General features: G+C 60.6%; 23 protein-coding genes. 14 read left to right on the top strand and 9 right to left on the bottom strand.

Annotated features, from left to right (window positions below; all coding sequences use genetic code 11):
- Positions 1 to 46 precede the first annotated feature (46 nt).
- Entirely contained in the window at positions 47 to 1273 is a 1227-nt protein-coding gene (locus KVQ82_RS29220) for a 3-hydroxyacyl-CoA dehydrogenase (RefSeq protein ID WP_222017275.1), read from the top strand.
- A 61-nt stretch (positions 1274 to 1334) separates the two neighbouring features.
- Entirely contained in the window at positions 1335 to 1766 is a 432-nt protein-coding gene (locus KVQ82_RS29215) for a thioesterase family protein (protein WP_041071270.1), read from the top strand.
- A 64-nt stretch (positions 1767 to 1830) separates the two neighbouring features.
- Here KVQ82_RS29215 and KVQ82_RS29210 read toward each other — a convergent pair whose 3' ends face one another.
- The 3 genes from KVQ82_RS29210 to fdhD form a co-directional block, all read right to left on the bottom strand.
- Positions 1831 to 2310 (bottom strand): glycine zipper domain-containing protein, encoded by a 480-nt coding sequence (locus tag KVQ82_RS29210; protein ID WP_131670885.1) that lies wholly within the window; start codon positions 2308 to 2310, stop codon positions 1831 to 1833.
- 210 nt (positions 2311 to 2520) lie between these two features.
- Positions 2521 to 4869 (bottom strand): FdhF/YdeP family oxidoreductase, encoded by a 2349-nt coding sequence (locus tag KVQ82_RS29205; RefSeq protein ID WP_222017273.1) that lies wholly within the window; start codon positions 4867 to 4869, stop codon positions 2521 to 2523.
- Positions 4866 to 5705 (bottom strand): formate dehydrogenase accessory sulfurtransferase FdhD, encoded by an 840-nt coding sequence (fdhD, locus tag KVQ82_RS29200; RefSeq protein ID WP_086793967.1) that lies wholly within the window; start codon positions 5703 to 5705, stop codon positions 4866 to 4868. The genes KVQ82_RS29205 and fdhD overlap by 4 nt, the downstream gene beginning before the upstream one ends.
- A gap of 234 nt (positions 5706 to 5939) precedes the next feature.
- Here fdhD and lysM point away from each other — a divergent pair, with 234 nt between their 5' ends.
- Positions 5940 to 6380 (top strand): peptidoglycan-binding protein LysM, encoded by a 441-nt coding sequence (lysM, locus tag KVQ82_RS29195; protein WP_027611221.1) that lies wholly within the window; start codon positions 5940 to 5942, stop codon positions 6378 to 6380.
- 102 nt (positions 6381 to 6482) lie between these two features.
- On the opposite strand, the gene yrfG is transcribed toward lysM, so the two are convergent.
- Positions 6483 to 7145: a GMP/IMP nucleotidase gene (gene yrfG / locus KVQ82_RS29190; RefSeq protein WP_222017271.1), complete on the bottom strand. Its 663-nt coding sequence runs from the start codon at positions 7143 to 7145 to the stop codon at positions 6483 to 6485.
- Positions 7146 to 7233: 88 nt separating this feature from the next.
- On the opposite strand from yrfG, the gene nudE reads away from it, so the two are divergent.
- Positions 7234 to 7800, top strand: coding sequence for an ADP compounds hydrolase NudE (gene nudE, locus KVQ82_RS29185; RefSeq protein ID WP_222017269.1), 567 nt, complete (start codon positions 7234 to 7236; stop codon positions 7798 to 7800).
- 11 nt (positions 7801 to 7811) lie between these two features.
- Entirely contained in the window at positions 7812 to 8639 is an 828-nt protein-coding gene (gene cysQ, locus KVQ82_RS29180) for a 3'(2'),5'-bisphosphate nucleotidase CysQ (RefSeq protein WP_222017267.1), read from the top strand.
- A gap of 85 nt (positions 8640 to 8724) precedes the next feature.
- On the opposite strand, the gene KVQ82_RS29175 is transcribed toward cysQ, so the two are convergent.
- The 4 genes from KVQ82_RS29175 to rfbC are packed head-to-tail and all read right to left on the bottom strand — an operon-like array spanning position 8725 to position 12955.
- Positions 8725 to 9180, bottom strand: coding sequence for a thioesterase domain-containing protein (locus KVQ82_RS29175; RefSeq protein ID WP_041071291.1), 456 nt, complete (start codon positions 9178 to 9180; stop codon positions 8725 to 8727).
- The gene (locus KVQ82_RS29170; protein ID WP_041071294.1) at positions 9177 to 10562 is read right to left on the bottom strand and encodes a sigma-54 dependent transcriptional regulator; all 1386 of its coding nucleotides are present in this window, start codon (positions 10560 to 10562) and stop codon (positions 9177 to 9179) included. The genes KVQ82_RS29175 and KVQ82_RS29170 overlap by 4 nt, the downstream gene beginning before the upstream one ends.
- Positions 10559 to 12367 (bottom strand): ATP-binding protein, encoded by a 1809-nt coding sequence (locus KVQ82_RS29165; protein WP_041071297.1) that lies wholly within the window; start codon positions 12365 to 12367, stop codon positions 10559 to 10561. Before KVQ82_RS29165 ends, KVQ82_RS29170 begins: the two co-directional genes overlap by 4 nt.
- Before the next feature lie 42 nt (positions 12368 to 12409).
- Positions 12410 to 12955: a dTDP-4-dehydrorhamnose 3,5-epimerase gene (rfbC, locus tag KVQ82_RS29160; RefSeq protein ID WP_222017265.1), complete on the bottom strand. Its 546-nt coding sequence runs from the start codon at positions 12953 to 12955 to the stop codon at positions 12410 to 12412.
- Positions 12956 to 13101: 146 nt separating this feature from the next.
- Between rfbC and KVQ82_RS29155 the strand changes: the two genes are divergently transcribed.
- The 9 genes from KVQ82_RS29155 (at position 13102) to KVQ82_RS29115 (ending at position 22694) form a co-directional block, all read left to right on the top strand.
- Positions 13102 to 16014, top strand: coding sequence for an aminotransferase (locus KVQ82_RS29155; RefSeq protein ID WP_222017264.1), 2913 nt, complete (start codon positions 13102 to 13104; stop codon positions 16012 to 16014).
- Positions 16015 to 16198: 184 nt separating this feature from the next.
- Positions 16199 to 17305, top strand: coding sequence for an agmatine deiminase (gene aguA, locus KVQ82_RS29150; protein WP_047290833.1), 1107 nt, complete (start codon positions 16199 to 16201; stop codon positions 17303 to 17305).
- Positions 17306 to 17549: 244 nt separating this feature from the next.
- Positions 17550 to 17762 carry a hypothetical protein gene (locus KVQ82_RS29145; protein ID WP_041071305.1) on the top strand — a complete coding sequence of 71 codons (213 nt, stop codon included), beginning with the start codon at positions 17550 to 17552 and terminating at the stop codon, positions 17760 to 17762.
- A gap of 237 nt (positions 17763 to 17999) precedes the next feature.
- The gene (locus KVQ82_RS29140) at positions 18000 to 18668 is read left to right on the top strand and encodes a DsbA family protein (protein ID WP_222017262.1); all 669 of its coding nucleotides are present in this window, start codon (positions 18000 to 18002) and stop codon (positions 18666 to 18668) included.
- A 296-nt stretch (positions 18669 to 18964) separates the two neighbouring features.
- Positions 18965 to 20251 (top strand): OprD family porin, encoded by a 1287-nt coding sequence (locus KVQ82_RS29135; RefSeq protein WP_041071313.1) that lies wholly within the window; start codon positions 18965 to 18967, stop codon positions 20249 to 20251.
- A 230-nt stretch (positions 20252 to 20481) separates the two neighbouring features.
- Entirely contained in the window at positions 20482 to 21228 is a 747-nt protein-coding gene (locus tag KVQ82_RS29130; RefSeq protein ID WP_041071315.1) for a 2OG-Fe dioxygenase family protein, read from the top strand.
- 79 nt (positions 21229 to 21307) lie between these two features.
- Entirely contained in the window at positions 21308 to 21685 is a 378-nt protein-coding gene (locus KVQ82_RS29125; RefSeq protein ID WP_008080517.1) for a GNAT family N-acetyltransferase, read from the top strand.
- Entirely contained in the window at positions 21682 to 22398 is a 717-nt protein-coding gene (locus KVQ82_RS29120) for an AzlC family ABC transporter permease (RefSeq protein WP_027611235.1), read from the top strand. The genes KVQ82_RS29125 and KVQ82_RS29120 overlap by 4 nt, the downstream gene beginning before the upstream one ends.
- Positions 22377 to 22694 (top strand): AzlD domain-containing protein, encoded by a 318-nt coding sequence (locus KVQ82_RS29115; RefSeq protein WP_003220702.1) that lies wholly within the window; start codon positions 22377 to 22379, stop codon positions 22692 to 22694. Before KVQ82_RS29120 ends, KVQ82_RS29115 begins: the two co-directional genes overlap by 22 nt.
- Here the strand turns inward: KVQ82_RS29115 and KVQ82_RS29110 are convergent.
- The gene (locus KVQ82_RS29110) at positions 22611 to 23537 is read right to left on the bottom strand and encodes a LysR family transcriptional regulator (protein ID WP_007961685.1); all 927 of its coding nucleotides are present in this window, start codon (positions 23535 to 23537) and stop codon (positions 22611 to 22613) included. The genes KVQ82_RS29115 and KVQ82_RS29110 overlap by 84 nt on opposite strands.
- Between the last annotated feature and the right edge of the window lie 83 nt (positions 23538 to 23620).

Genomic DNA, 23620 nt, shown 5'->3' with positions numbered 1-23620 from the left:
CTGACTATGGTGAAGGCTGTCTTTGGATCGCCAACAAGAGAACAACATGAGCCAGACATCCTTCGATATTCAGCAAGCTGCCGTGATCGGCGCGGGCACCATGGGCCGCGGCATTGTCATGTGCCTGGCCAATGCTGGCATCGCCGTGCAGTGGGTCGATAACAATCCACAGATGCTTGAGCAGGCACTGGCGACGGTGGCCGACACCTATGCACACAATGTGCGTCAGGGCCGGATCGATCAGGTCGAAGCCGACGCACGCCTTGCCCGGATCAGCGCGGCGGCGGATTACCCGGCGATTCGCAATGTCGATCTGGTGATCGAAGCGGTATACGAAAACCTTGAGCTCAAGCAGAAGATCTTTCGCGAGCTGGATGGCCTGCTCAAGCCTGAGGCGTTGTTGGCGAGTAACACTTCGGCGCTGGATATCGACGCGATTGCTGCTGCGACTCGACGTCCGTCGCAAGTGCTCGGCCTGCATTTCTTCAGCCCCGCGCACATCATGAAACTGCTGGAAATCGTCCGAGGGGCACAGACTTCGCCGCCTGCACTGGAAGCGGCGCTGGCGCTGGGCAAGCGCATGGGCAAGGTCAGTGTGGTGTCGGGCAACTGCCACGGCTTTATCGGCAATCGCATGCTGCATCCGTACGTGCTGGAGGCACGCAAGATGCTGCTCGAGGGCGCTTATCCACAACAGGTGGATGCGGCGCTGCAGGGGTTCGGTTTCGCCATGGGGCCGTTCCGCATGTATGACGTCGTCGGTATTGATCTGGAATGGCGCGCGCGCGAGCTGGCCGGCAAGGGGCAGGATGCGCCGGAGGTTCAGGTGGACAACCGTTTGTGCGAGATGGGCCGCTTCGGGCAGAAATCCGGCAATGGTTATTATCACTATGAGCCGGGCAGTCGACAGGCCGAGCATGATCCCGAAGTCGATGCACTGGTGCTGCGGGTCAGCGAAGAGCTGGGCTTCCAGCGCCGCGCGATCGGTCCGGAGGAGATTCTGGAGCGTTGCCTGCTGGCGCTGGTCAACGAGGGCGCAAAGATTCTTCAGGAAGGCATTGCCGGGTCGGCCCATGACATTGATCTGGTGTACCTGAACGGCTACGGATTCCCGACCGACAAGGGCGGTCCGATGGCCTGGGCGGATCAGCAAGGGCTGGCGGACATTCATCAGCGCTTGCTGGCACTGCAAACGCGGCAGGGTGATCAGTGGCAACCGGCGCGCTTGATTGGCGAGCTGGCGGCTCAGGGCAAGGGGTTTGCCGAACGCTGATTGCTAGAGCCACCACGGTTTCGCCTTTAGACTGCTCGCAAAACTTCCTGGATCAATGCTGATGTCCAACCCGATGCCACAACGCTCCGATTACCCGCATTTCCAGCCGGTCACCACGCGCTGGCACGACAACGACGTCTACGGGCATGTGAATAACGTCACCTATTACAGCTTCTTCGACACTGCAGTGAATACCTACCTGATCCAGGTCGGCGGCCTGGATATTCATGACGGCGAGGTGGTGGGGTTTGTGGTCAGTTCGGCCTGTGACTACTTTGCCTCGATCGCTTTTCCGGACTTGATCGAGATCGGTCTGCGGGTCGGCAAGCTGGGCAACAGTTCGGTGCAATACGAACTGGCGGTGTTCAAGGTCGGTGAAACTGAGGCCTGTGCGGCGGGGCGTTTCGTCCATGTATTCGTGGAACGAACGAGCAATCAGCCGGTGTCGATTCCAGGCAGATTGCGTGAAGCGCTGGAGCGTCTGGTGGTTTGAACCAGAGCAAAAAAAATCGCAGCCCTTGGGCTGCGATTTTTGCTTTCCTGCTTAACGCAACGGATTAGTCGCGATAGTAGCGGTGATGCTTGCGGTGACCATAAGCGTGGCCACGGCCAGGATGACGGTCGCGGTAGTATCGACGGTCGTCGCGGCCGCGATCGTAATGACGATCTTCGTCACGGCTTTCGTTACCCATGTAGTTGCCCAGCGCGCCACCGGCGCCGCCACCTGCTGCGGCGCCGATCAGGCTGCCGGTGGTGCCGCCCATGCTGCGGCCAACCACGTTACCGCCGGCTGCGCCCAGCGCACCACCAATGGCTGCTTCGCCACGGCTGTGCTTGTTGGCGCCGACCGCGCTACCACCCGCGCCGCCCAGAGCTGCGCCAATGGTTGAACCTGTATTGCCGCCTAAAGACTGACCGACGACCGAGCCAAGAACCCCGCCCAATGCGCCGCCCACACCTGCTTCGGTGGTGCCTCCGGCAGAAGCGAAGCCACTGACCAGGCCAAGGGACAACAAGAGAATCGAGGAGAACTTCATAGAGGAGCCTCAAAGGGATGACGGCGCGATCCTGAGGCTCTGTACCAAGACTGACAATCGAAATCCGACGAATAACACGACCTGTATACAATTCTGCAAGTTGCTGTTTTGTATGCGGAACTTAAGCGATTTTCGCCGGTCTCTAGCTACTTCGGACAGGCCGCTTTTATGCAAAAGCGGCCTTTTTTGTGGGCGCAGAAAAGTTTTGTATCAGGCCGACTTGGCCATGATCAAACCCGTCTCGCTCGCCGCCTCAAGGCGGATCGCAATGAACTTCGACGTCGGCGTATGGCTGCCATCACCGGTGCTCTCCAGCGGCACCAGCGGATTCACTTCCGGATAGTAAGCCGCCGCCTGACCCGCCGGAATATCAAACGCCAGCAAGGTAAAGCCCTTCACCCGACGTTCACGGCCATCGTCCCACAGCGACACGATGTCGGCCCTCTGTCCCGGGCGAAAGCCCAGACGAATGATGTCGGCCTCGTTGGCGAACAGTACGTCGCGCTGACCCTTGACCCCACGATAACGGTCGTCGAGACCATAGATGGTGGTGTTGTACTGATCGTGGGAGCGCATCGATTGCAGGATCAGGTCCGGCAGTTGCCCGGTGGCGCGGGTGCGTTCGTGCACCAGATCCTTGGGCAGCCGGTTGGCGCGGAAATTGGCCCGGCCCGACGGGGTGTTCCACTTGCGTGCGCCAGCACTGTTGCCGAGGTAGAACCCACCTGGATTCTTGACCTTCTCGTTGAAGTCCTTGAAGCCCGGAATGGTATCGGCGATCAGGTCGCGGATGCGCCCGTAATCGGCCACCAGCCAGTTCCAGTCCACCGGTTTGCTGCCCAGCGTGGCGGCGGCGATCCCGGCAATGATCGCCGGTTCCGAGCGCATCTGGTTCGACAGCGGCTGCAACTGACCATTTGAAGCGTGGACCATGCTGAACGAGTCTTCCACGGTGACTGCCTGCGGGCCTTCGGTCTGGATGTCGATGTCGGTGCGGCCGAGGCACGGCAGGATCAGCGCGTCCTTACCGTGGGCCAGGTGGCTGCGGTTGAGCTTGGTGCTGATCTGCACCGTGAGGTCGCAGTTGCTCAGCGCCGCGAAGGTGCGCGGGCTGTCCGGCGTGGCCTGGGCGAAGTTGCCGCCCAGACCGATGAAGACCTTGGCGCGGCCCTCGGCCATGGCGTGGATCGCCTCGACCACGTTGTGCCCGTTGTCACGCGGCACCTTGAACTGGAAACGCCGCTCAAGAGAGTCGAGGAATGCCACCGGTGGGCGCTCGTTGATGCCCATGGTGCGGTCGCCCTGCACGTTACTGTGACCGCGCACCGGGCACAGGCCGGCACCGGGTTTGCCGACGTTGCCGCGCAGGAGCATCAGGTTGGCGATTTCCTGGATGGTCGGCACCGAGTGACGATGCTGGGTGATACCCATCGCCCAGCACATGATCACGTTCTTGCCTTTGGCGTACATGCGCGCCGCTTGTTCGATTTCCACAAGGGGCAGGCCGGACTGCGCGACGATCTGCTCCCACGGCGTGTCATCCACCACGCCGAGATACTCCAGCACGTTGGTGCTGTGGGCATTGAGGAAGTCGTGATCGAACACCGCAGGTTCACCGGCCTTCTGCGCATCGCGTTCCCACTGCAAGAGGAATTTGGCCATGCCGCGCAGCACCGCCATGTCGCCGCCCAGTGCCGGACGGAAGTACGCGGTGTTGGTCGGTTTGTCGCCATTGGTGAGCATTTCCAGCGGGTGCTGTGGATGCTGGAAACGTTCCAGACCGCGCTCTTTCAGCGGGTTGATGCACACCACTTGTGCGCCGCGCTTCACGGCTTCGCGCAGCGGCTCGAGCATCCGTGGGTGGTTGGTGCCGGGGTTCTGGCCCCAGACGAAAATCGCATCGGCGTGTTCGAAGTCGTCGAAGGTGACCGTGCCTTTACCGACGCCAACGCTCTGCGCCAACGCCACACCGCTGGCCTCGTGGCACATGTTCGAGCAGTCGGGGAAGTTGTTGGTGCCGTAGGCACGCACGAACAGTTGATACAGGTACGCCGCTTCGTTGCTGGCGCGGCCCGAGGTGTAGAACTCGGCTTGATCCGGGCTCGACAACGCTTGCAGGTGCTTGCCGATCAGGGCGAAGGCGTCGTCCCAGGCGATCGGCTTGTAGCGATCGGTCTGCGCGTCGTAGACCATCGGCTCGGTCAGGCGGCCCTGGTATTCAAGCCAATAGTCGCTCTGCTCCAGCAACGAAGTGACGCTGTGTTTGGCGAAGAACTTGCCGTCCACTCGACGCTTGGTCGCTTCCCAGTTCACCGCTTTGGCGCCGTTCTCGCAGAACTTGACCATGCCGCTTTCCGGCGAATCGCCCCAGGCACAGCCCGGGCAGTCGAAGCCGCCGTTCTGGTTGGTCTTGAGCATCATGCGCAGGTTTTTCAGCGCGTTGTCGCTGGTCAACCAGGCCTGAGCCACACTGATCAGTGCACCCCAGCCGCCGGCAGGGCCCTTGTAAGACTTGTAGCGCGGGACAGGTTTCTGGTCGGCTTGATGATGTTGGCTCACGCTTGGTTCTCCATCGCTGGGCTGTAGACCCGCGGCGCATTCTTCTGCGGCAGGTGGATGAGATTGAGGTTGTGGCGACGGGCCCATTGCACGGCAAGGCCCGTGGGCGCGGACAGGCTGACCAGCGTCTGGATCCCGGCGCGCAACACTTTCTGGATCAATTCGAGACTGCACCGGCTGGTGACAATCGCCAGGCCGCCGTCGGTGGAAATCTTCTGGCGGATCAGCCCGCCAATCAGCTTGTCGAGTGCGTTGTGCCGACCGATGTCTTCACGGCCCAGCAGCAATTCACCGCTGGCGTTCATGAACACCGCGGCGTGTACCGCACCACAGTGCTGGCCGAGGGGCTGGAACGCACCGATGCGCTGGCGCAGACCGTCGAGCCATGCGGCGGGCGGCAGCGGTGCGCCGGGCAGGACTTGCAGATCGGGCAGGGCCTGCTCGACCGCTTCAACGCCGCACAGACCGCAGCCGCTGGTGCCGGCCAGCTGTCGGCGCTGTTGTTTGAGGTTCCAGAACGCGCGGTTGGCTATGGTTACCTGCGCGTATTGCGCCGAGCCGGCGCCGGTCAGTTGCAGGTCATAGATGTCGCTGGCGTCTGCGATGATGCCGCTGCCGAGGCTGAAACCGACGATGAAATCTTCCAGATCCGTCGGCGTCACCAGCATCACCGCCTGACTGATGCCGTTGTAGGCGATCGCCAACGCGACTTCCTCGGCGAGCGCGGTGCTGGCCGATTCCACAAGGGGCAGATCGCTGTAACTGTAGGTCTGGCTGGCGGCGGGCGCGGGCGTTTGAAGTGCAGGCGCCGCGCAAGTTGGGCGCTTGGCGTTCATGGCATCACCGACGGATTGATCAACGCTAAGACTAGGCGCGGCAACTTGTCGCGTCTAATCGCTACTGTCGATCTATTGATAGACGCCGTCGATCAAGCAAGGGGCCGCGATCTGCGGACGCGCGCCAGCCGCTTGAGCCAGCGGCGGAGCCGGGTCATTGGTCGGGCTGGAACCGGGTTCGGCAAACGTGGTCTAGGCTTGGACGTCTGGAATCCAAATCAAGGAGTGTGTGCCATGAGTCTGTTGAGCTTTGTGAAAGAGGCCGGTGAGAAACTGATCGATCTGCTGACCCCTGGTAATGCCAATGCCAGCGAGCAGTTGAAGGAACACATCAGCAAGGTCGGGCTGGGCAATCCGAATGTTCAGGCAACCGTGGATGGCGACAAGGTCACGGTGACCGGTGAGGTAGCGAGCCAGGAAGAGAAGGAAAAAATTCTGCTGGCGGTGGGTAACATCGAAGGCGTGGGCAGTGTTGATGATCAGATCACGGTGACCGGGCCGGTTGTGGCTGCGGCACGTTTTGTCGTAGTGAAGAAGGGCGACACCCTCAGCGCGATTTCCCTGGCGGTGTATGGCAACGCCAACCAGTACAACAAGATCTTTGAGGCCAACAAACCAATGCTCAAGGATGTAAACAAAATCTACCCGGGCCAGACCCTGCGTATCCCCGAGTAATACAACATCCTGTAGGAGCTGCCGAAGGCTGCGATCTTTTGATCTTGTTTTTTAAACAATCAAAGTCAAAAGATCGCAGCCTTTGGCAGCTCCTGCAGGAAATCAGAGTCCCTGAATCAAATCGCGGTAATCTTCAACTGCCGCAAACTCGGCCGTGTCCTTCGGCCCCTTGCGACTGTCCGGCTCTTTCACCGCCAACAAATGCGTCACACCAAATTCCCGCGCACTGCGCAGAATCGGCAACGTATCGTCAATGAACAGACTGCGCGCCGGATCGAAACCGATATCCGCCTGCAAGGCATCCCAGAACTGCGGGTTCTCTTTGGGATAACCGTAATCGTGTGAGCTGATCAGCCGTTCGAAATAGGGCGCCAGTTCGATCCGCTCCAGTTTCAGCGACAGTGAATCGCGATGCGCGTTGGTGATCATGATCACCCGTTTGCCGGTCTCTTTGATCGCCTGCAGAAAGGTGTCGGCATCCGGACGCAGCGCGATCAGGTGCGCGGTCTCCCGTTTCAGTTCACGTACCGAGAGCTTCAGTTCGGCACTCCAGAAATCCAGGCAGTACCACTGCAGCTGTCCGGCATGGCGCTCGAACAACGGCTGCAGCTCCATGTCGGCCATGGCCCGGCTCACTCCGTGCAGATCGGCGTAGCGTTGTGGCAGGTGTTCCAGCCAGAAGTGGTTGTCGAAGTGCAGGTCCAGCAAGGTACCGTCCATGTCCAGCAGAACGGTATCGATGTCAGACCACGGTAAAGAAGGCATGGCAACGTCTCGAGCGGTAGAAAGATATCCGACACAAACAATCGGGAAAGCCGCGTTATAGTAGCGCGTTCACGCCAAGGAGCTTTGCATGCGCCAGAAACCCACTGTACTCGCCCGCGAGATTGTCGCCACCAGTCGCCTGTTTTGCGTCGAAGAACTGAAGTTGCGTTTTTCCAATGGCGTGGAACGCACCTACGAGCGTCTGGTCGGCAAAGGCGCGGGCTATGGCGCAGTGATGATCGTGGCAATGCTCGATAGTGAACATGCGGTGCTGGTCGAGGAGTACTGCGGCGGCACTGATGAATACGAATTGTCCTTGCCCAAAGGCTTGATCGAGCCGGGTGAGGATGTGCTGGCCGCGGCCGAGCGCGAGCTCAAGGAAGAGGCCGGTTATGGCGCGCGCCAGCTGGAACATCTGACCGAGTTGTCGCTGTCGCCCGGTTACATGAGCCAGAAGATCCAGGTGGTGTTGGCCACCGACCTCTACGAGGAGCGTCTGGAGGGCGACGAGCCCGAGCCGATGCGCGTTGACAAGGTCAACCTGCGTGAGCTGGCTGCGCTGGCGCAAAACCCGCAATTTACCGAAGGCCGTGCCCTGGCGGCGCTGTATCTGGCGCGTGATCTGCTGACGCAGCGCGGGTTCTTTCAGTCATGAGTGAGATGTCGATGAAGTTTACCCATCCGTTGATGGCGCCGGTGGTTGAGCTGGCGTTGCAGGCTGGCGAGGCGATTCTGCCGTTCTGGCGCTCTGGCGTGGAGGTCACCGCCAAGTCCGATGATTCACCAGTGACGGCGGCGGACATCGCCGCACACCACGTGATCGTCGCCGGGCTGACCGCACTGGACTCCAGTATTCCGATTCTGTCCGAAGAAGATGCCAGCATCCCGCAGAGCGTGCGCGCCGGGTGGCAGCGCTGGTGGTTGGTGGATCCGCTGGATGGCACCAAGGAGTTCATCAGCGGCAGCGAAGAATTCACCGTCAACATCGCCCTGATCGAAAACGGGCAGGTGGTGTTTGGCGTGGTGTCGATGCCGACCAATGGCCGCTTCTATGTCGGCGGTGCCGGTCTCGGCGCGTGGCGTGGGGACAAGGGTGGTTCACCGGTGGCGATTCAGGTGCGTGACGCGCTCGCGCCCGGTGAAGCGTTTACCGTGGTGGCGAGCCGTCGCCACTCCAGTGCGGAGCAGGAACGTCTGCTCGCCGGTTTGAGCGCCAGCCTGGGCGAGTTGCAACTGGCAAACATCGGCAGTTCGTTGAAGTTTTGTCTGTTGGCTGAAGGGGCGGCGGATTGTTATCCGCGATTGGCGCCGACGTCGCAGTGGGACACCGCGGCGGCGCAGGGCGTGCTCGAAGGTGCAGGCGGCGAGGTGCTGGATCTGCAGGGCGACGCGTTCTGTTATCCGGCGCGGGAATCGCTGCTCAATGAGTTCTTTCTGGCGTTGCCGGCGAAAGCGGCTTGGCGCGCGAGATTGTTGGAGCTGGCCCGCTCATAAGATCAAAAGATCGCAGCCTGCGGCAGCTCCTACAGAGGATTTAGCATTTCCCTGCAGGAGCTGCCGAAGGCTGCGATCTTTTGCTTCAGCGGTGCAGAACGTATTGCCCGCGAAACGTCACTGCATCCTCATCACTGCCGGTGTTGACGATTCGCGTATCGAGCGTCAACCGTGCGCGTCCATAGCGCTGATACATCGCCAGAAACTTCTTCCAGACCGCCGCCTGCGGGGCGGGGCAAATGGCCGTGGCGTCGCCGGTTACCGGCAACGGATAGCTGATCTGCCCTTCCTGAATCACGATGTGCCCGTCCTCAATGCCTTCTTCCTTCAGGCGCAGGTGCAGCCAGCCCCAACCCGCCAGCACCGCACCGCAGTAGAGACTGCCGCCGAACATGGTGCTCTTGTGATTGACGTTCGGCTCCAGCGGCAAGTGCAGGCTCAACTGCTGCTCGTGCCAGCCGAGGACCTTGAGGCCCATCTCGCGGGTCAGGGGAATGTCGTGATGCAGCACCGATTCCAGATAGCGACTGTCGCGGCTCATTCGGCTTCGTCTCCATGGGCGTTACTGTCGGCGAAATTCAAGCCGTGCTTGCGCAGTTTGTCGTGCAGGGTCTTGCGCGGAATGCCCAGGGCTTCGGCGAGGCTGCGCACCGAACTGTGGGAGCGCGCCAGTTCGGCGGCAATCAACGATTTCTCGAAGTTTTCCACTTGCTCGCTCAGGCCGCCACTGATGACTTCCACGGCGGTGCCGCCGCCTTCACTTCCACTGTTATCCAGCGCCAGTTCCAGACCGAGGGCGAAACGCTCGGCGGCGTTCTGCAGTTCGCGCACATTGCCGGGCCAGGTGTGGCGCAACAGCAAGGCGCGTTGCGCCGGTTGCAGTTCGTGCGGCGGCAGACCATGGCGGGCGCTGGCTTCGTCGGCGTAATGCTGGAACAGCACCAGCGCATCTTCGCCGCGTTCGCGCAGTGGCGGAATGCGCAGCGGCGCCACGTTCAGACGGTAATACAAGTCGGCGCGGAAGCGTCCTTGATCGGCGGCTTGCCGCAGGTCTTCCTTGGTCGCGGCGATGACGCGGATGTCCAGCGGGATTAACTGATTGCCACCCAGACGTTCGACCACACGCTCTTGCAGCATGCGCAGCAGTTTCACCTGCACGTCCATGCTCATGCTTTCGATTTCATCGAGGAACAGTGTGCCGCCGTTGGCGAATTCGAACTTGCCGATCCGGCGTTTCTGCGCCCCGGTGAAGGCGCCCGGTTCATGCCCGAACAGCTCGCTTTCGACCACCGATTCCGCCAGGGCGCCGGCGTTGATCGCCACGAACGGGCCGTTGCGCCGGCTCGACAAATCGTGCAGCGCACGGGCCACGACCTCTTTGCCAGCGCCGGTTTCACCGAGAATCAGCACGTCCGCCTTGGTCGCCGCCAGCGCGCCGATCTGCTCGCGCAAGCGCAGCATCGGCGCCGAGTGGCCGACCAGTCGTGCGCTCAGTTCGTTGCGATCGCTCAGGGCCAGGCGCAGGCTGCGGTTGTCCAGCACCAGCCGGCGCAGGGCCAAGGCGCGGCGCACGCTGTCGAGCAGGGCATCGCTGGCGAACGGTTTTTCCAGAAAGTCATAGGCGCCGGCCCGCATCGCCTGCACTGCCAGCGGCACGTCGCCGTGGCCGGTGATCAGCAGCACCGGCAGCTCCGGATCCTGAGCGTGCAATTCGCTCAACAGTTCCAGGCCGTCCATGCCCGGCATGCGGATGTCGCTGACCACCACACCGGGCCAGTCACGCTCCAGTTGCGCGGCGAGACCTTTGGCCTCGGACAACGGGAGGATTTTCAGCCCGGCCAGGTCCAGGGTCTGGCCCAGGGCCTGACGCAGGTGCGGATCGTCGTCGATCAACACCACCTGAATGCGATTGTCGATGGTCATGCACTTCGATCCTCGGACGGTTGCAGGCTGACCCCGGGTGCGCCGGCGCGCAGCCGCAGGGTGATCAAGGCGCCACCTTGCTTGTGGTTGGCGAACGACAGTTCACCACCGAAGGCGCGCATCAGGGTTTCACAGATCGCCAGCCCCAGACCAAGGCCCTGAGTGCGGGTCTTGGTGGTGTAGAAGGGCTCGCTGGCGCGGCCGAGGGCTTCCATGCAAAAGCCCGGGCCGTTGTCGCGAATGTACAGATTGACGCCTTCGGCCGTGGATTCGGCACTCAGCCACAGTTTGCGCGGCGGGCCTTTTTCGGTCAGCGCATCGAGGGCGTTGGCCAGCAGATTGCCGAGCACCTGGCGCAGACGGGTTTCGCCGGCCTCGACCCACAGGGTGGCGGCGGGCAGGTCGCGGATCAGCTCGACTTCCATGCTGCGGCGCCGTTTGGCCAGCAATGCCAATGCATCATCCAGCGCCGGTTGCAGGGCGACGCTTTCCGGAGCATGGCGGTCGCGGCGGGCGAAGGCACGCAGGTGGGCGATGATCGAGGCCATGCGCCCGGTCAGTTCGCTGATCAGTTTGAGGTTGCCACGGGCATCTTCGGTGCGTTGGTGATCAAGCAGCACTTCGGCGTTTTCCGCGTAGCTGCGGATCGCTGCCAGCGGTTGGTTGAGCTCGTGGCTGATGCTCGCCGACATCGTGCCCAGTGCCGAGAGTTTGCCGGCCTGGACCAGGTCGTCCTGGGCCCGTACCAGCTCCTGCTGAGCCTGTTCGCGCTCCAGCACTTCCTGCTTGAGGCGCCGGTTGAGGCCTTCCAGATCGCTGGTCCGCTCGGCCACCCGGCCTTCGAGTTCACGGCGGGCCTTGGCTTCGAAGGCAATACGTTCCAGGTAATGTCGACGGCGCTGCATCATCAAACCAAGCAGGAGCATCACCACCAACAGCGTGGCGCCACCGATGGCGACAACGGTGCGCACCGGACGATCGATCAGCGTGCGCGGGGCAAGGATGCTGACGCTCCAGCCGGTTTCGGCGATGTTCACGGTCTGCGTCAACCAGGCGTTTTCGCTGAGGTTCAGCGGACGCGGTTCGCGGGTCGGATAGGGCAGGATCGCGGTGATCGCCGAGCGCTCGGTGTCGCTCAACGTCCGGGTCGAACGAAAGCGCCACTCCGGGCGCGAGGTGAGGATGACCACGCCGTTATGGTCGGTCACCAACAGTTGTTCCGGGGTTTTGCCCCACAGGCTTTCGGTGTGATCGAGGTCGACCTTGATCACCAGCACACCGATGATTTTTTCGCCGTTGCGCACGGCGGCGGCGAAGAAATAACCGCGTTTGGCCGACGTAGTGCCGAGGCCGAAGAAGCGTCCCAGACGCCCAGCCATGGCCTCGCTGAAATACGGACGGAAAGCGAAATTGCGCCCCACGAAGCTGTCATGTTTGTCCCAGTTCGACGCCGCCAGGGTCTGGCCGCTGGTGTCCATCAGGTACATGACTTCGGCGCCAGTCTGTGCGGCGATGTTTTTCAGCAGGCGATTGGCGTTGCCCTGGGTGACGCCGTCGTCCGGTGCGCCGAGTACGGCGCGCAGGGCCGGCAGGTCGCCGAGGATCTGCGGCAACACTTCATAGCGGTGCAGGGTGCCCAGCAGGTTGGCGACGTAGAGGTCGAGGGTCTGGCGGTTTTGTCCGGCCAGTTCACTGCGGTAATAGCGCTCGGCCAGATGCTCCAGCGGCCACAGCAGCGGCGCCAGACACAGGGCCAGCAGGGCGAGGCTGCGCCAGCGGGGTCTGCGGGGAAGGGTAGGTTTCATGAGCCGAATGCGCCTGTAGTGACAGGCGCATTATGCCTAGGCTCAGGCGAAGACGTCAGCGTCCTTGAGCAGCGCGCCGACCTGATCCTTGGCCGACAGCTTCGGCGCTTCGTCCAGTTGCCAGTCGATGCCCAGCGCGGGGTCGTCCCAGCGAATGCTGCGCTCGGACGATGGATCATAGTAGTTGGTGGTTTTGTAGAGGAATTCGGCGAATTCGCTTAGTACCACGAAACCATGGGCAAAACCTTCCGGGATCCACAGTTGACGGTGGTTTTCAGCCGACAGGCGTACGGCAACCCATTTGCCGAAGTGCGGCGAGCTGCGGCGAATGTCCACCGCCACATCAAGCACTTCGCCGGCAGTGACCCGAACCAGTTTGCCTTGAGTGTTCTGCAGTTGGTAATGCAGTCCGCGCAGCACGCCTTTCTGTGAGCGTGAGTGGTTGTCTTGCACGAACTGAGTGTCCAGACCGGTCGCCTCCTGGAACGCCTTGGCGTTGAAACTCTCGTAGAAGAAGCCGCGCTCGTCACCAAATACCTTGGGTTCGATGATCAGAACACCGGGCAGATCGGTGGTGATTACATTCATGAGGTTTTTCCAGATAGGTGTGAATGGCCGACATTCTTGCGCAAAGTGCCGGCGGATGCGAGCGCTTGAATATCTCCGGTCGGGGGTTGCGCATCGTCTGTAGCAATGGCGATATAGGCGCCTAATAAAATTTCAGGGGTCGTCCCATGCCGCTTGCCACGTTGATTCATCGCGCCAGTTTGCCCAGCCCACAGGTCTCTGAGGCGCAGGCCCGGCAGTGGTTGGCGGAGCATTACGGGCTCAGCGGCACGTTACAGGCGCTGGGCAGTCAGCAGGATCTGAACTATCGGGTCGACTGTGAGCGTGGGCGCTTTGTCCTGAAAATCTGCCGCGGCGACTATGCACTGGTCGAGTTGCAGGCTCAGCATGCAGGCCTCAAGTACCTTGCCGAACACTCGTCAGTGCACGTACCCCGGGTGATCCCGGCCGGCAATGGCGCGGATCTGCTGTCGCTGGACTCCGATGGCGAGCCGGTGCACGTGCGGTTGCTGGACTACATCGAAGGTCAGCCACTGACGCATCTTGATCACTTGGGCCACGACGTGGTGGCCGGTTTCGGTCGGCTGTGTGGCGAGATGGATCTGGCCCTGGCCGGCTTCGAGCACCCGGGCCTGCAGCGCACGCTGCAATGGGACGCGCGCCATGCCAGTGCGCTGATCAGCCACCTGCTGCCGGTGATCAAGGATGAACGCCAGCGCGCGCTGATCGCGGGCGCCGCCGAGCAGGCCGAACGTCGCTTGCAGCCGCTGCAGGACAAGCTGCCGGTGCAGGCGATCCACATGGACATCACCGACGATAATGCCGTCTGGCAACGCGATGCCAAGCGTCATTGGCAATTGCAGGGCGTGATCGACTTCGGTGATCTGGTGCGCACCTGGCGCATCACTGACCTGTCGGTGACGTGCGCGGCGCTGCTGCACCATGCCGGCGGCGATCCGTTTGTGATTCTGCCAGCGGTGCAGGCTTATCACGCGGTCAATCCGCTGCAACATGAAGAATTGCTGGCGTTGTGGCCGTTGATCGTGGCGCGGGCGGCGGTGCTGGTGCTCAGTGGTGAGCAACAGGTCAGCATCGATCCGGGCAACACCTACAGCCGCGACAACCTTGAACATGAGTGGGAAATCTTCCACGTAGCGACTTCGGTGCCGCTGGCGCTGATGGAGGCGGCGATTCTCACGGCGGTCGGCCAGCCGCTGCCGGCCATTGGCGGTGAAGGTTTCGCGCCGCTGCTGCCGGAACTGGTCGGGCGGGAGTTTGCGCTGATCGATCTTGGCGTCCTGAGTCCGCACTTCGAAGCGGGCAACTGGGAGCAACCGGGCATCGATCAACGGTTGCTGACCGAAGCCGCTGCCGCGCATGGTCTGGCGGCGAGCCGTTACGGACAATATCGCCTGTCGCAGACGCGACCGGACAGTGCGGTCGAGCCCCAGACGTTCCCGCTGCACGTTGAGTTGCGCGTGCCGCAGGGTTCGGCGGTTGAAGCGCCGTTTGCCGGTGTGCTGCATCACGCGGCGGACGGTGTGCTGCAACTCGACGGACCCCAGCTCAGCGTGCGCCTGTGGGGTGTGAGCGCCTCGCTGCACAGTGGCGCGGCGCTGGTCAAAGGTCAGGTGCTGGGGTCGGTCGATGGCCCGTTGAAGGTGCAGTTGAGCCGCGTTGCGTCGCTGGATGCGCCGTTGTTCTGCAGCCCTTCGCGCGCGGTCGCGTGGCAGGCGTTGTGTCCTTCGCCAGCCACGCTGCTGGGGCTGGCCTGCGATGCCGAACCGGAGCTGGACGCCAAAACCCTGCTCGAACGACGTGACGCCAGTTTCGCCCGCACGCAAAAACATTATTACGTCGATCCACCGCGCATCGAGCGTGGCTGGCGCAATCACCTGATCGACATGCAGGGTCGCTCCTACCTCGACATGCTCAACAACGTCGCGGTGCTCGGTCATGGTCATCCGCGCATGGCGCAGGTGGCGGCGCGGCAGTGGTCGCTGCTCAACACCAACTCGCGTTTCAACTATGCGGCGGTGGCGGAGTTTTCCGAACGCTTGCTGAAACTGGCGCCGGAAGGCATGGACCGGGTGTTTCTGGTCAACAGCGGCAGTGAGGCCAACGACTTGGCGATCCGGCTGGCGTGGGCCTACAGCGGCGGCCGCGACATGCTCAGCGTGCTGGAGGCCTATCACGGCTGGACGGTCGGCGCCGATGCGGTGTCGACGTCGGTTGCCGACAACCCGCGAGCGTTGGAAAGCCGTCCGGACTGGGTACATCCGGTGACTGCGCCGAACCTCTATCGTGGCGAATTCCGTGGCCTGGATTCTGCGCCGGATTATGTACGCAGCGTCGAAACGCAACTGGCGCATATCGCCGCGCAGGAGCGCCAATTGGCCGGTTTCATCTGTGAACCGGTGTACGGCAACGCCGGCGGGATTTCCCTGCCGCCCGGTTATCTGAAACAGGTCTATGCGCTGGTGCGGGCCCAGGGCGGGGTGTGCATCGCCGATGAAGTTCAGGTCGGTTACGGGCGCATGGGCCACTTCTTCTGGGGCTTCGAAGAGCAAGGCGTGGTGCCGGACATCATCTGCATGGCCAAGGGCATGGGCAACGGTCAGCCGCTGGGCGCGGTGATCACGCGTCGGGAAATCGCCGAGGCACTGGAAGCTGAAGGTTATTTCTTCTCGTCGGCCGGCGGCAGTCCGGTGAGCTGCCAGATCGGCATGGCGGTGCTGGATGTGATGGAAGAAGAAAAGCTCTGGGAAAACGCCCGGGTGGTGGGCGGGCATTTCAAGGCGCGCCTGGAAGCCTTGATCGATAAACATCCGCTGGTGGGCGCGGTGCATGGTTCCGGGTTCTATCTGGGGGTGGAGCTGATCCGCAACCGCGAGACGCTGGAGCCGGCCACCGAGGAGACCACGCTGTTGTGCGATCGCCTGCGCGAGCTGGGGATCTTCATGCAGCCGACCGGGGATGACCTGAACATTCTCAAGATCAAACCGCCGATGGTCACCTCGCAGCGCAGTGTGGATTTCTTTGTCGACATGCTGGATCGGGTACTTGAGGAAGGCCTCTAAATCAGACCCCTGCAGGAGCTGCCGCAGCCTGCGGCAGTTCCTACAGAGATTCAGATTTATATCGATAATAGTTGTTTTATTTTAGATGCCTGGATGTTTGTTGGCTTTTAATGCCGATATTTATCGGTTATAAAGTCGCCATTGCTTCGCAACCCCCTCGACGGTTCCCTGGAGTCCTGATCCGATGACCACCTTGAAAAGTACCCCGCGTGACGATGGCTTCTACATGCCGGCCGAGTGGGCGCCGCAGACCCAGACCTGGATGATCTGGCCCGAGCGTCCGGACAACTGGCGCCTGGGTGGCAAGCCGGCGCAAGCCGCGCATGCGGCCGTGGCCAAAGCCATCGCGCGGTTCGAGCCGGTGACGGTTGCCGTGTCGGCCGGTCAGTACGAGAACGCTCGTGCACGCCTCGATGTACCGAATATTCGGGTGGTCGAGATGTCCAGCGATGACGCCTGGGTGCGCGACAGCGGCCCGACCTTCGTCATCAACAACAGCGGCGAAGTGCGCGGTGTGAACTGGGATTTCAATGCTTGGGGCGGGTTTGAAGGCGGTCTGTATTCGCCGTGGAACCGTGATTCGCAGGTCGGTGGCAAGATCCTCGAAATCGAGCGCAGCCCGCGTTATCGCACCGAAGGTTTTGTGCTGGAAGGCGGTTCGATTCACGTCGACGGTGAAGGCACGCTGATCACCACCGAAGAGTGCCTGCTCAACCACAACCGCAATCCGCATCTGGGTCGCGAAGAGATCGAAGCGGTGCTGCGTGACAATCTGTCGGTGGATAAGATCATCTGGTTGCCGGATGGCCTGTTCAACGACGAAACCGACGGCCATGTGGATAACTTCTGCTGCTACGTGCGTCCGGGCGAAGTATTGCTGGCGTGGACCGACGATCCGCAGGATCCGAATTACCCGCGCTGCCAGGCCGCAATGAACGTGCTGCAAAGCAGCACCGATGCCAAGGGCCGCCCATTCACGGTGCACAAGATGCCAATTCCAGGGCCGCTGTACGCGACTGAAGAAGAGTGCGCCGGTGTCGATCCGGTGGACGGTACCCAGGAGCGCAACCCTTCCGTGCGCCTGGCCGGTTCCTACGTGAACTTCCTGATCGTCAACGGTGGCATCATCGCGCCGAGCTTCGACGATCCGATGGACGCGCCTGCGCGGGAAATCCTGCAGAAGCTGTTCCCGCAGCACGAAGTGGTGATGGTGCCGGGCCGCGAATTGTTACTGGGCGGCGGCAATATCCACTGCCTTACCCAACAGCAGCCAGCCCCGCACAAAGAGTGAGTTGAGACGTAACAGCCTGAGTTGATTAATAAATCACCCGGGCTGCAAGTTTTTTGCGATGGGTGCGAATAAGCCCGCGGTCCTGCTGGACCGCGGGCTTCTTTGTATCCGCCTGTCGACAAATCGGAAACCTTGGCATAGCTCTTGTATCGGATACCGCGCACTAGGGAGGGGGGGAACTTCAACAGTTCTGTCATATACCTTGGATAACTTAGCCGCTCACGAACGGGGAGAGAGCGCTGAAATGAACGCCGAAGTGAACGTAATCAGCGAGCGGAATTTGCATCCCATGGCCGTAAACGGCGAATCGCTCCAGATTGTCGCGCACTTTTTGAAGTCCAATGGAACGCGTCAGATCAGGGAACCTGATCCGCGCCGGATGATGATTGAGCGCTATCCCGCTGACCTGTTCAGCGAGGCCGAACTGGAAGCGTTGTGGGCTGTGATGCAAGGATAAGAAAAACAACAAGGATTGGTAAAAGCGCTGCCGGGATGGCGGCGCTTTTTTATGCGCGCTAGAAAACCATGGCGAACATTGAACCTGTGGGAGGGGGCTTGAAGCGGTAGCCGAACAAGGCAACCCATTCGACCGATTCGCGAAACAGTCTGAGAGCCATTCCGGCGTTTTTCCCCAATGCCCGCAGGGATAATCTGCCGCCATCGATTTTCCCCGTTTGGTTGCCGGAGTTCTCTCATGATCCTTCACTACATTTACGATCCATTGTGCGGCTGGTGCTACGGCGCCAAACCGCTGGTGCAAGCGGCGCAGCAAGTGCTGCCGGTCGTTGCCCATGCGGGCGGAATGATGAGCGGTGCGAATCGCCAGCGTGTTTCGCCGCAACTGCGCGATTACGTCATGCCCCACGACCGTCGCATTGCCGAATACACCGGTCAGCCGTTTGGCGAAGCGTATTTCGAAGGTCTGTTGCGTGATCACTCGGCGGTGTTCGATTCAACGCCACCCATCGCTGCGGTCATGGCGGCAGAGTCCATCGACGGTCGCGGTTTGCAGATGCTCGGGTGTTTGCAGACCGCTCATTACGTGGAGGGGCGGCGGATTGCCGATGAGTCTGTACTGTTCGATGTCGCGGCGCAGATGGGTTACGTTCAGACAACTTTCGTGACGGTGTTTAAGTCCGTTGATCCCCAGACGCAGGTAAAAGCCAGTCGCGCGTTGCTGGCCCGACTCGGCGGCCAGGGCTTTCCGACATTGGCGCTGGAGCAGGACGGGCAATTCACCTTGATCGACATCAGCCCGTGGTTAGGTAAACCGAAGGCCTTTGCTGATTGGTTAGGGCAAGCGCTTGTGTCCGATGAGCCGGCTCAATCCCCCGCTCTATGCGATCTCGATGGCTGCGCGTAATCGCGCCGGATTCACTGGTTAAGCGCATTTCCGAGCAATGCGCTATCGCAAAATTTACGATTCTTAGACGATTTTTACCTATTTAAAGACGATTCTTGAAATTGACACATTATTGAGGGCGCGGCTACGATTCGGCCCAACGCCTGTGGCCAACCGCCATGACTCAAAAATAATAAAAGGGCCCGACACGGTTTTACCGTGGGCGGGTCTTTTTGTTTCGGGGTGAAAAAAGAGTGCAATAGCGCCGTTTCAGCCGTTCGACACAGCGCGTTTCAACCCGTAATAAGGAAAACAAAATGTTGAACAAGCGAATCAGCCTGATCGCACTGGGGATGTTGAGTGCCACACAGGCCATGGCTGACGGCCAGGCCGAGTCCAAGGGTTTTGTAGAAGACAGCAGCCTCAAAGTGCTGCTGCGCAATGCCTACATCAACCGTGATTACAAAGACGGCAACGCGGACAAATCCGAGTGGGGCCAAGCGGCTATCGGTACGTTCTCGTCCGGCTTCACCCAAGGCACCATCGGCGTGGGTGTCGATGCTTTCGGCCTGTACGCCCTGAACCTGGAACGCAGCGAAGATCGCAGCGGTGCTGGCGGTATCGACTTCTTCAAACGTGGCGACAGCGGCAAGCCTGCCAATGACCTGTCCAAGGGCGGCGCTGCGGTCAAATTCCGTCTGTCCAACACCGTGCTGACCTACGGTGACCAGATGCCGGCCTTGCCGGTGCTGAACTATGACAATTCGCGTCTGCTGCCGGAAAGCTACACCGGTACCTTGATCACTTCCAAAGAGATCAAAGGCCTGCAACTGGACGCCGGTCGTTTCACTGCCGAGTCGCGCAAAAGCGCTGAAGGCCGTGACAGCGGTGGTCTGAAGGCGATCAACGTGTTGGGCGGCAGCTATCAGTTCACCGAACAATTCAAGGCGGCGCTGTACGCTTCCGACGTCGAAGACGTGCTGAAGAAGCAATACGTGAACGCCAACTACGTGTTCCCGATCGACAAGGATCAGTCCCTGACCCTGGACTTCAACGGCTATCGCACCAAGCTGGACGATTCCTACGTCCGCGAAAGTGGCGCTACCGGTGATGACAACAAGATCTGGAGCCTGGCAGCAACGTTCGCCACCGGCCCGCACTCGTTCACCGTGGCGCATCAGCGCTCCACCGGCGACAGCAACCTGGGCTATGCCTACGGCGGCTATCAGAAAGAGCAAGGTCGTGTCGGTGACGGTGGCAACACCATTTACCTGGCCAACTCCTACTGGTCGGACTTCAACGCAGAAGACGAGCGCAGCTGGCAGTTGGGCTACGGCCTGGACTTCGGCGCATTCGGCGTACCGGGTCTGAGTTACAACTTCGCTTATGTGCGTGGCGACAACATCACCACCTCCACCAGCGAAGGCGGCACCGAGCGCGAGATTTTCAACCAGGTCAAATACGTCGTACAAAGTGGTCCGGCGAAAGACTTGAGCGTGAAATTGCGCAGCTCGATCCTGCGTGTGTCGCAGAAATCCAGCGAGTACAACGTCAGCGGCAACGAGCTGCGTGTATTCGTGGACTACCCGATCAACATCTTCTGATGAACGATCCGGTGTAAGAAACATGAGAAAACCCCGACTGGCTCGGGGTTTTTTTTCGAGGTCTTTTCTGCGAAAACCGGAAAAACCCGTGTTTTTGTCACGTAAAAGTGGTTTTCAAGCGCCTTCAAGTACCGTTTCAAACAGGGCTTTAAATGCCTGAAATTCTTTCTCATGGACGCAAATTCTCCACCTAATAGATTAGGCCGCTCAACGCAGCGGAGAATTTGGTAATGATCGTTTTGAACAGAGAAGTGGGCGAATCGCTACGGCGCGACAAATATGTCAACGTCCAGGGTGGTGACTTCAATCTCTACGGTCATTTTGCCGACTTCGTCAGACTGACCAAAAGTTGGGAAAACATGGAGCCTGACAGTTACTACGGTCAGGCCGAAGCCGGCATGCGTTACCGTCGTTACAGCGACTTTGAATACAACCCGAAAACACGTGAGCTCAAGCAGCTCGAGCATCGCGCCTACGTGCAGTCGAAGGAGAACAACGCCTATGTGGGCGGTGTTGTGCGGCATTTTCAGGACTTCTCCGATGAAGTGATCACTTCGCCGGTGATGCGCAGCCTGATCGACACCGATTTTGAAGTGTACAAAAGCGTGCTGCCGGAAGAACTGCACGATGAAATCTGGCAGTGCCAGATCCATCAGATCCGCATCGAGATCAAACCCGGCAAGCAACTGGAAATCACCCCGGAAGGGATTCACTGCGACGGTTATCCGTTCAGCGGCGTGCACTTCTGGGGACGCAACAATGTCGAGGGTGCCGAGAGTCGTCTTTACGATATCCACGAGCATCAATTGGCGTCGACCACCTACCAGGAAATTCTCGACACCACTTACTTCCTTGACCGCGACATGCGCCACTACGTGACCCCCGCGCGCAACCCTCATACGCATGCCATGGCGTACCGGCAGATTCTGGCGATTTCCTTCTCGCGGCCCGGGACCGCTTTCGACATTGTTCGCTAATCAGATCACCCCAATCGACGGCGTCGAGTGCTCGACGCCGGTGGTGCTGCGACGTGCCACCGCCAAGGACGCGCAGCGCATGGAGCGCTTCTTCCGCCAGTTCGACGAAGTGTCGTTCTGCGAATGGCAGGACGCCAAATGCCTGCGTGGCGTGTTGATCCAGAAGACCACCACGGCCTATTTGGCCTTCGATGTCGCTGGCGAGATCGTCGGTGCGGTGCTCGGCGGCATGCTTGGTAGTCGCGGCACCATCAACCACTTGGCGGTCAGCCCACGCTATCGCAGCCAGGGCGTCGGCCAGCGGCTGGTGGAAGCGGCGTCGTCCGACATGAAACGGGTCGGTGTATTACGGATGTTTCTGTTCGTCGACGATGCTAACCTCGCGGGCAAGCGATTCTGGACTGCCCAGGGTTTTTGCGAACCCCACGGCGAGCGGACATTTGAGAGGGATCTATGAATGAAACGTCCGGCAGTGCGCCGCTGATGGCTGCCCATCAGCCATCGCGCACGTTTGCCGAAGCCAGCCCGGTGGTGGCCGGTTACTTCACGGTGTCGTTCGTGTTCGGGCTGATGGCGGTCAATGCCGGGCTGCCGATGTGGCTGCCGGTGGCGATGTGTTTATTCGTCTACGCCGGCGCTTCGCAATTCGCCGCGCTGGCGCTGATCTCCAGCGGTGCTTCGCTGACCACCATCGTATTGACCACCTTCCTGATCAATGCGCGGCACATGCTGATGTCGGTGTACATGGCCAAGGCCCTGCGCGCATTGGGCCTGAGCCGCATGGAACGCTGGGCCTACGCCGGTGGACTGACCGACGAATCCTTCGCGTTTCACAGCGTCAAACTGGGCACCGGCGCGCCGGTCAACATCCGTTACCTGATCGGCTTCAACCTGTTCTGCCACACCTCATGGGTGCTGGGCGGATTGTTGGGCGCCGTCTGCGCGCAATATGCGTCGCACCTGATCAAATATCAGCTCGATTACGCACTGACCGCGATGATGCTCTACGTGCTCGTGTCGCTGTGCAACACCCGCAACAAACTCATCGCCGCCGCGGCTGCCGTCGTTTGCATGGGCGCGCTGAGCCTGGTCGGCACTTCGCCATTCAACGTATTCATCGCCACGTTTGTGGGCTGCGGAGTGGGTGTATGCCTGACCAAACGTTCCTGATCCTGGTGGTCGCGCTGATGATGGCCGTGACCTTCCTGCCACGCGCGCTGCCGCTGCAAGTCAACACCGAGCACTGGCCGCCATTCGTTGCGCGGGCGCTGGAATACCTGCCGGTGGCGATCGTCGCTGCGATCAGCCTGACACCCTTGTTGATCAAGGATCAGCACCTACAGCTCGATCGCCCGGAATTTTATGCAGCCATTCCGACGTTGTTATGTGCGTATTTCAGCAAAAACCTCTTTCTCAGTGTGGCGGTTGGGACGGCTGCGTACATTGCGCTCGGCTCGTTCATGTAGCGGCAGATCGACCACGTCGTTCAGGGCCTGGCCCGACAGGTTCGGGTTATTCACCGCCAGACGCACTTCGAGAAAATCCTCGAAACCGGGGAATATCGTCAGGCCGTTCTTTTGCGCGGCCTCACGCGACACCATGCCGACTGCGTCCATTTGCGTGATCAACGACAGCGTCAGGGTCTCGCTGCAGGAATAAACCATGCGCTGACCGTTCTCGTGATTGCCCAGTCCGGCGTCGAGAAAACGCAGGAAGCTGTGGGAATACGGACAATCTTCCGCAGGACGCACCTGAAACTTGTTGCCCAGCAACGTCAGTGGATCGTTTTCCTGCCCGCAATGGGCACCGACCACCTGCACCTGCACATCCGGCAAAACAATGCTCGGCAAACCCGGCCGCTGCGGGCCGATCAGCACCGCGAGGTCAAAGTCCTCATTCTTCAGCTTGCTGAGGTTTTCCATCGACTCGGCGTAGCTGAATTCCATCTGGTAATCGGGAAACACCTCAATCAGGCGTCCGATCATTCGCCGGTTGAAGTCAGACGACAACGTGTTGTTCAACGCAACCTTCAATGTGCGCTGGCCGGGTACCTTGAGCGCCTCGACCTTTTCTTCCATCTGTCGCGTGGCAATCAGCACTTTGTCCATGTAGGGCGTCAGCTCCGTGCCTTGCGGCGTCAGCGTCAGCCCTTTGTTGGAACGTCGAAACAAGCGGAAACCGAACTGCTCTTCGACCTTGTTCAACTGCGCGGCCAGGGCCTGCACAGTCAGGCACGAATGCTCGGCTGCGGCCGACAACGAGCCGGTCTGCACGATGCGCATGAGGTTGCGTAAGGTTCTGCTATCCATGGGTAATGCCCTCTGAAGTGGGCTGGGTATTGTTGTTTACGAGACTGCCGGTCCGGCGTCATATGCCGGCTATATTCCAGCAC

The organism is Pseudomonas sp. AO-1 (assembly GCF_019775695.1).
GTDB classification, from domain to species: domain Bacteria; phylum Pseudomonadota; class Gammaproteobacteria; order Pseudomonadales; family Pseudomonadaceae; genus Aquipseudomonas; species Aquipseudomonas parakoreensis.
This window is presented reverse-complemented; position numbering and strand designations above follow the sequence as displayed.

Excerpts from the sequence above, each read along its gene's own strand:
- KVQ82_RS29220 (WP_222017275.1), top strand. The coding sequence starts at position 47 with ATGAGCCAGACATCCTTCGATATTCAGCAAGCTGCCGTGATCGGCGCG.
- KVQ82_RS29215 (WP_041071270.1), top strand. The coding sequence starts at position 1,335 with ATGTCCAACCCGATGCCACAACGCTCCGATTACCCGCATTTCCAGCCG.
- KVQ82_RS29210 (WP_131670885.1), bottom strand. The coding sequence starts at position 2,310 with ATGAAGTTCTCCTCGATTCTCTTGTTGTCCCTTGGCCTGGTCAGTGGC.
- fdhD (WP_086793967.1), bottom strand. The coding sequence starts at position 5,705 with ATGAACGCCAAGCGCCCAACTTGCGCGGCGCCTGCACTTCAAACGCCC.
- lysM (WP_027611221.1), top strand. The coding sequence starts at position 5,940 with ATGAGTCTGTTGAGCTTTGTGAAAGAGGCCGGTGAGAAACTGATCGAT.
- yrfG (WP_222017271.1), bottom strand. The coding sequence starts at position 7,145 with ATGCCTTCTTTACCGTGGTCTGACATCGATACCGTTCTGCTGGACATG.
- nudE (WP_222017269.1), top strand. The coding sequence starts at position 7,234 with ATGCGCCAGAAACCCACTGTACTCGCCCGCGAGATTGTCGCCACCAGT.
- cysQ (WP_222017267.1), top strand. The coding sequence starts at position 7,812 with ATGAAGTTTACCCATCCGTTGATGGCGCCGGTGGTTGAGCTGGCGTTG.
- KVQ82_RS29175 (WP_041071291.1), bottom strand. The coding sequence starts at position 9,180 with ATGAGCCGCGACAGTCGCTATCTGGAATCGGTGCTGCATCACGACATT.
- KVQ82_RS29170 (WP_041071294.1), bottom strand. The coding sequence starts at position 10,562 with ATGACCATCGACAATCGCATTCAGGTGGTGTTGATCGACGACGATCCG.
- KVQ82_RS29165 (WP_041071297.1), bottom strand. The coding sequence starts at position 12,367 with ATGAAACCTACCCTTCCCCGCAGACCCCGCTGGCGCAGCCTCGCCCTG.
- rfbC (WP_222017265.1), bottom strand. The coding sequence starts at position 12,955 with ATGAATGTAATCACCACCGATCTGCCCGGTGTTCTGATCATCGAACCC.
- KVQ82_RS29155 (WP_222017264.1), top strand. The coding sequence starts at position 13,102 with ATGCCGCTTGCCACGTTGATTCATCGCGCCAGTTTGCCCAGCCCACAG.
- aguA (WP_047290833.1), top strand. The coding sequence starts at position 16,199 with ATGACCACCTTGAAAAGTACCCCGCGTGACGATGGCTTCTACATGCCG.
- KVQ82_RS29145 (WP_041071305.1), top strand. The coding sequence starts at position 17,550 with ATGAACGCCGAAGTGAACGTAATCAGCGAGCGGAATTTGCATCCCATG.
- KVQ82_RS29140 (WP_222017262.1), top strand. The coding sequence starts at position 18,000 with ATGATCCTTCACTACATTTACGATCCATTGTGCGGCTGGTGCTACGGC.
- KVQ82_RS29135 (WP_041071313.1), top strand. The coding sequence starts at position 18,965 with ATGTTGAACAAGCGAATCAGCCTGATCGCACTGGGGATGTTGAGTGCC.
- KVQ82_RS29130 (WP_041071315.1), top strand. The coding sequence starts at position 20,482 with ATGATCGTTTTGAACAGAGAAGTGGGCGAATCGCTACGGCGCGACAAA.
- KVQ82_RS29125 (WP_008080517.1), top strand. The coding sequence starts at position 21,308 with ATGGAGCGCTTCTTCCGCCAGTTCGACGAAGTGTCGTTCTGCGAATGG.
- KVQ82_RS29120 (WP_027611235.1), top strand. The coding sequence starts at position 21,682 with ATGAATGAAACGTCCGGCAGTGCGCCGCTGATGGCTGCCCATCAGCCA.
- KVQ82_RS29115 (WP_003220702.1), top strand. The coding sequence starts at position 22,377 with ATGCCTGACCAAACGTTCCTGATCCTGGTGGTCGCGCTGATGATGGCC.
- KVQ82_RS29110 (WP_007961685.1), bottom strand. The coding sequence starts at position 23,537 with ATGGATAGCAGAACCTTACGCAACCTCATGCGCATCGTGCAGACCGGC.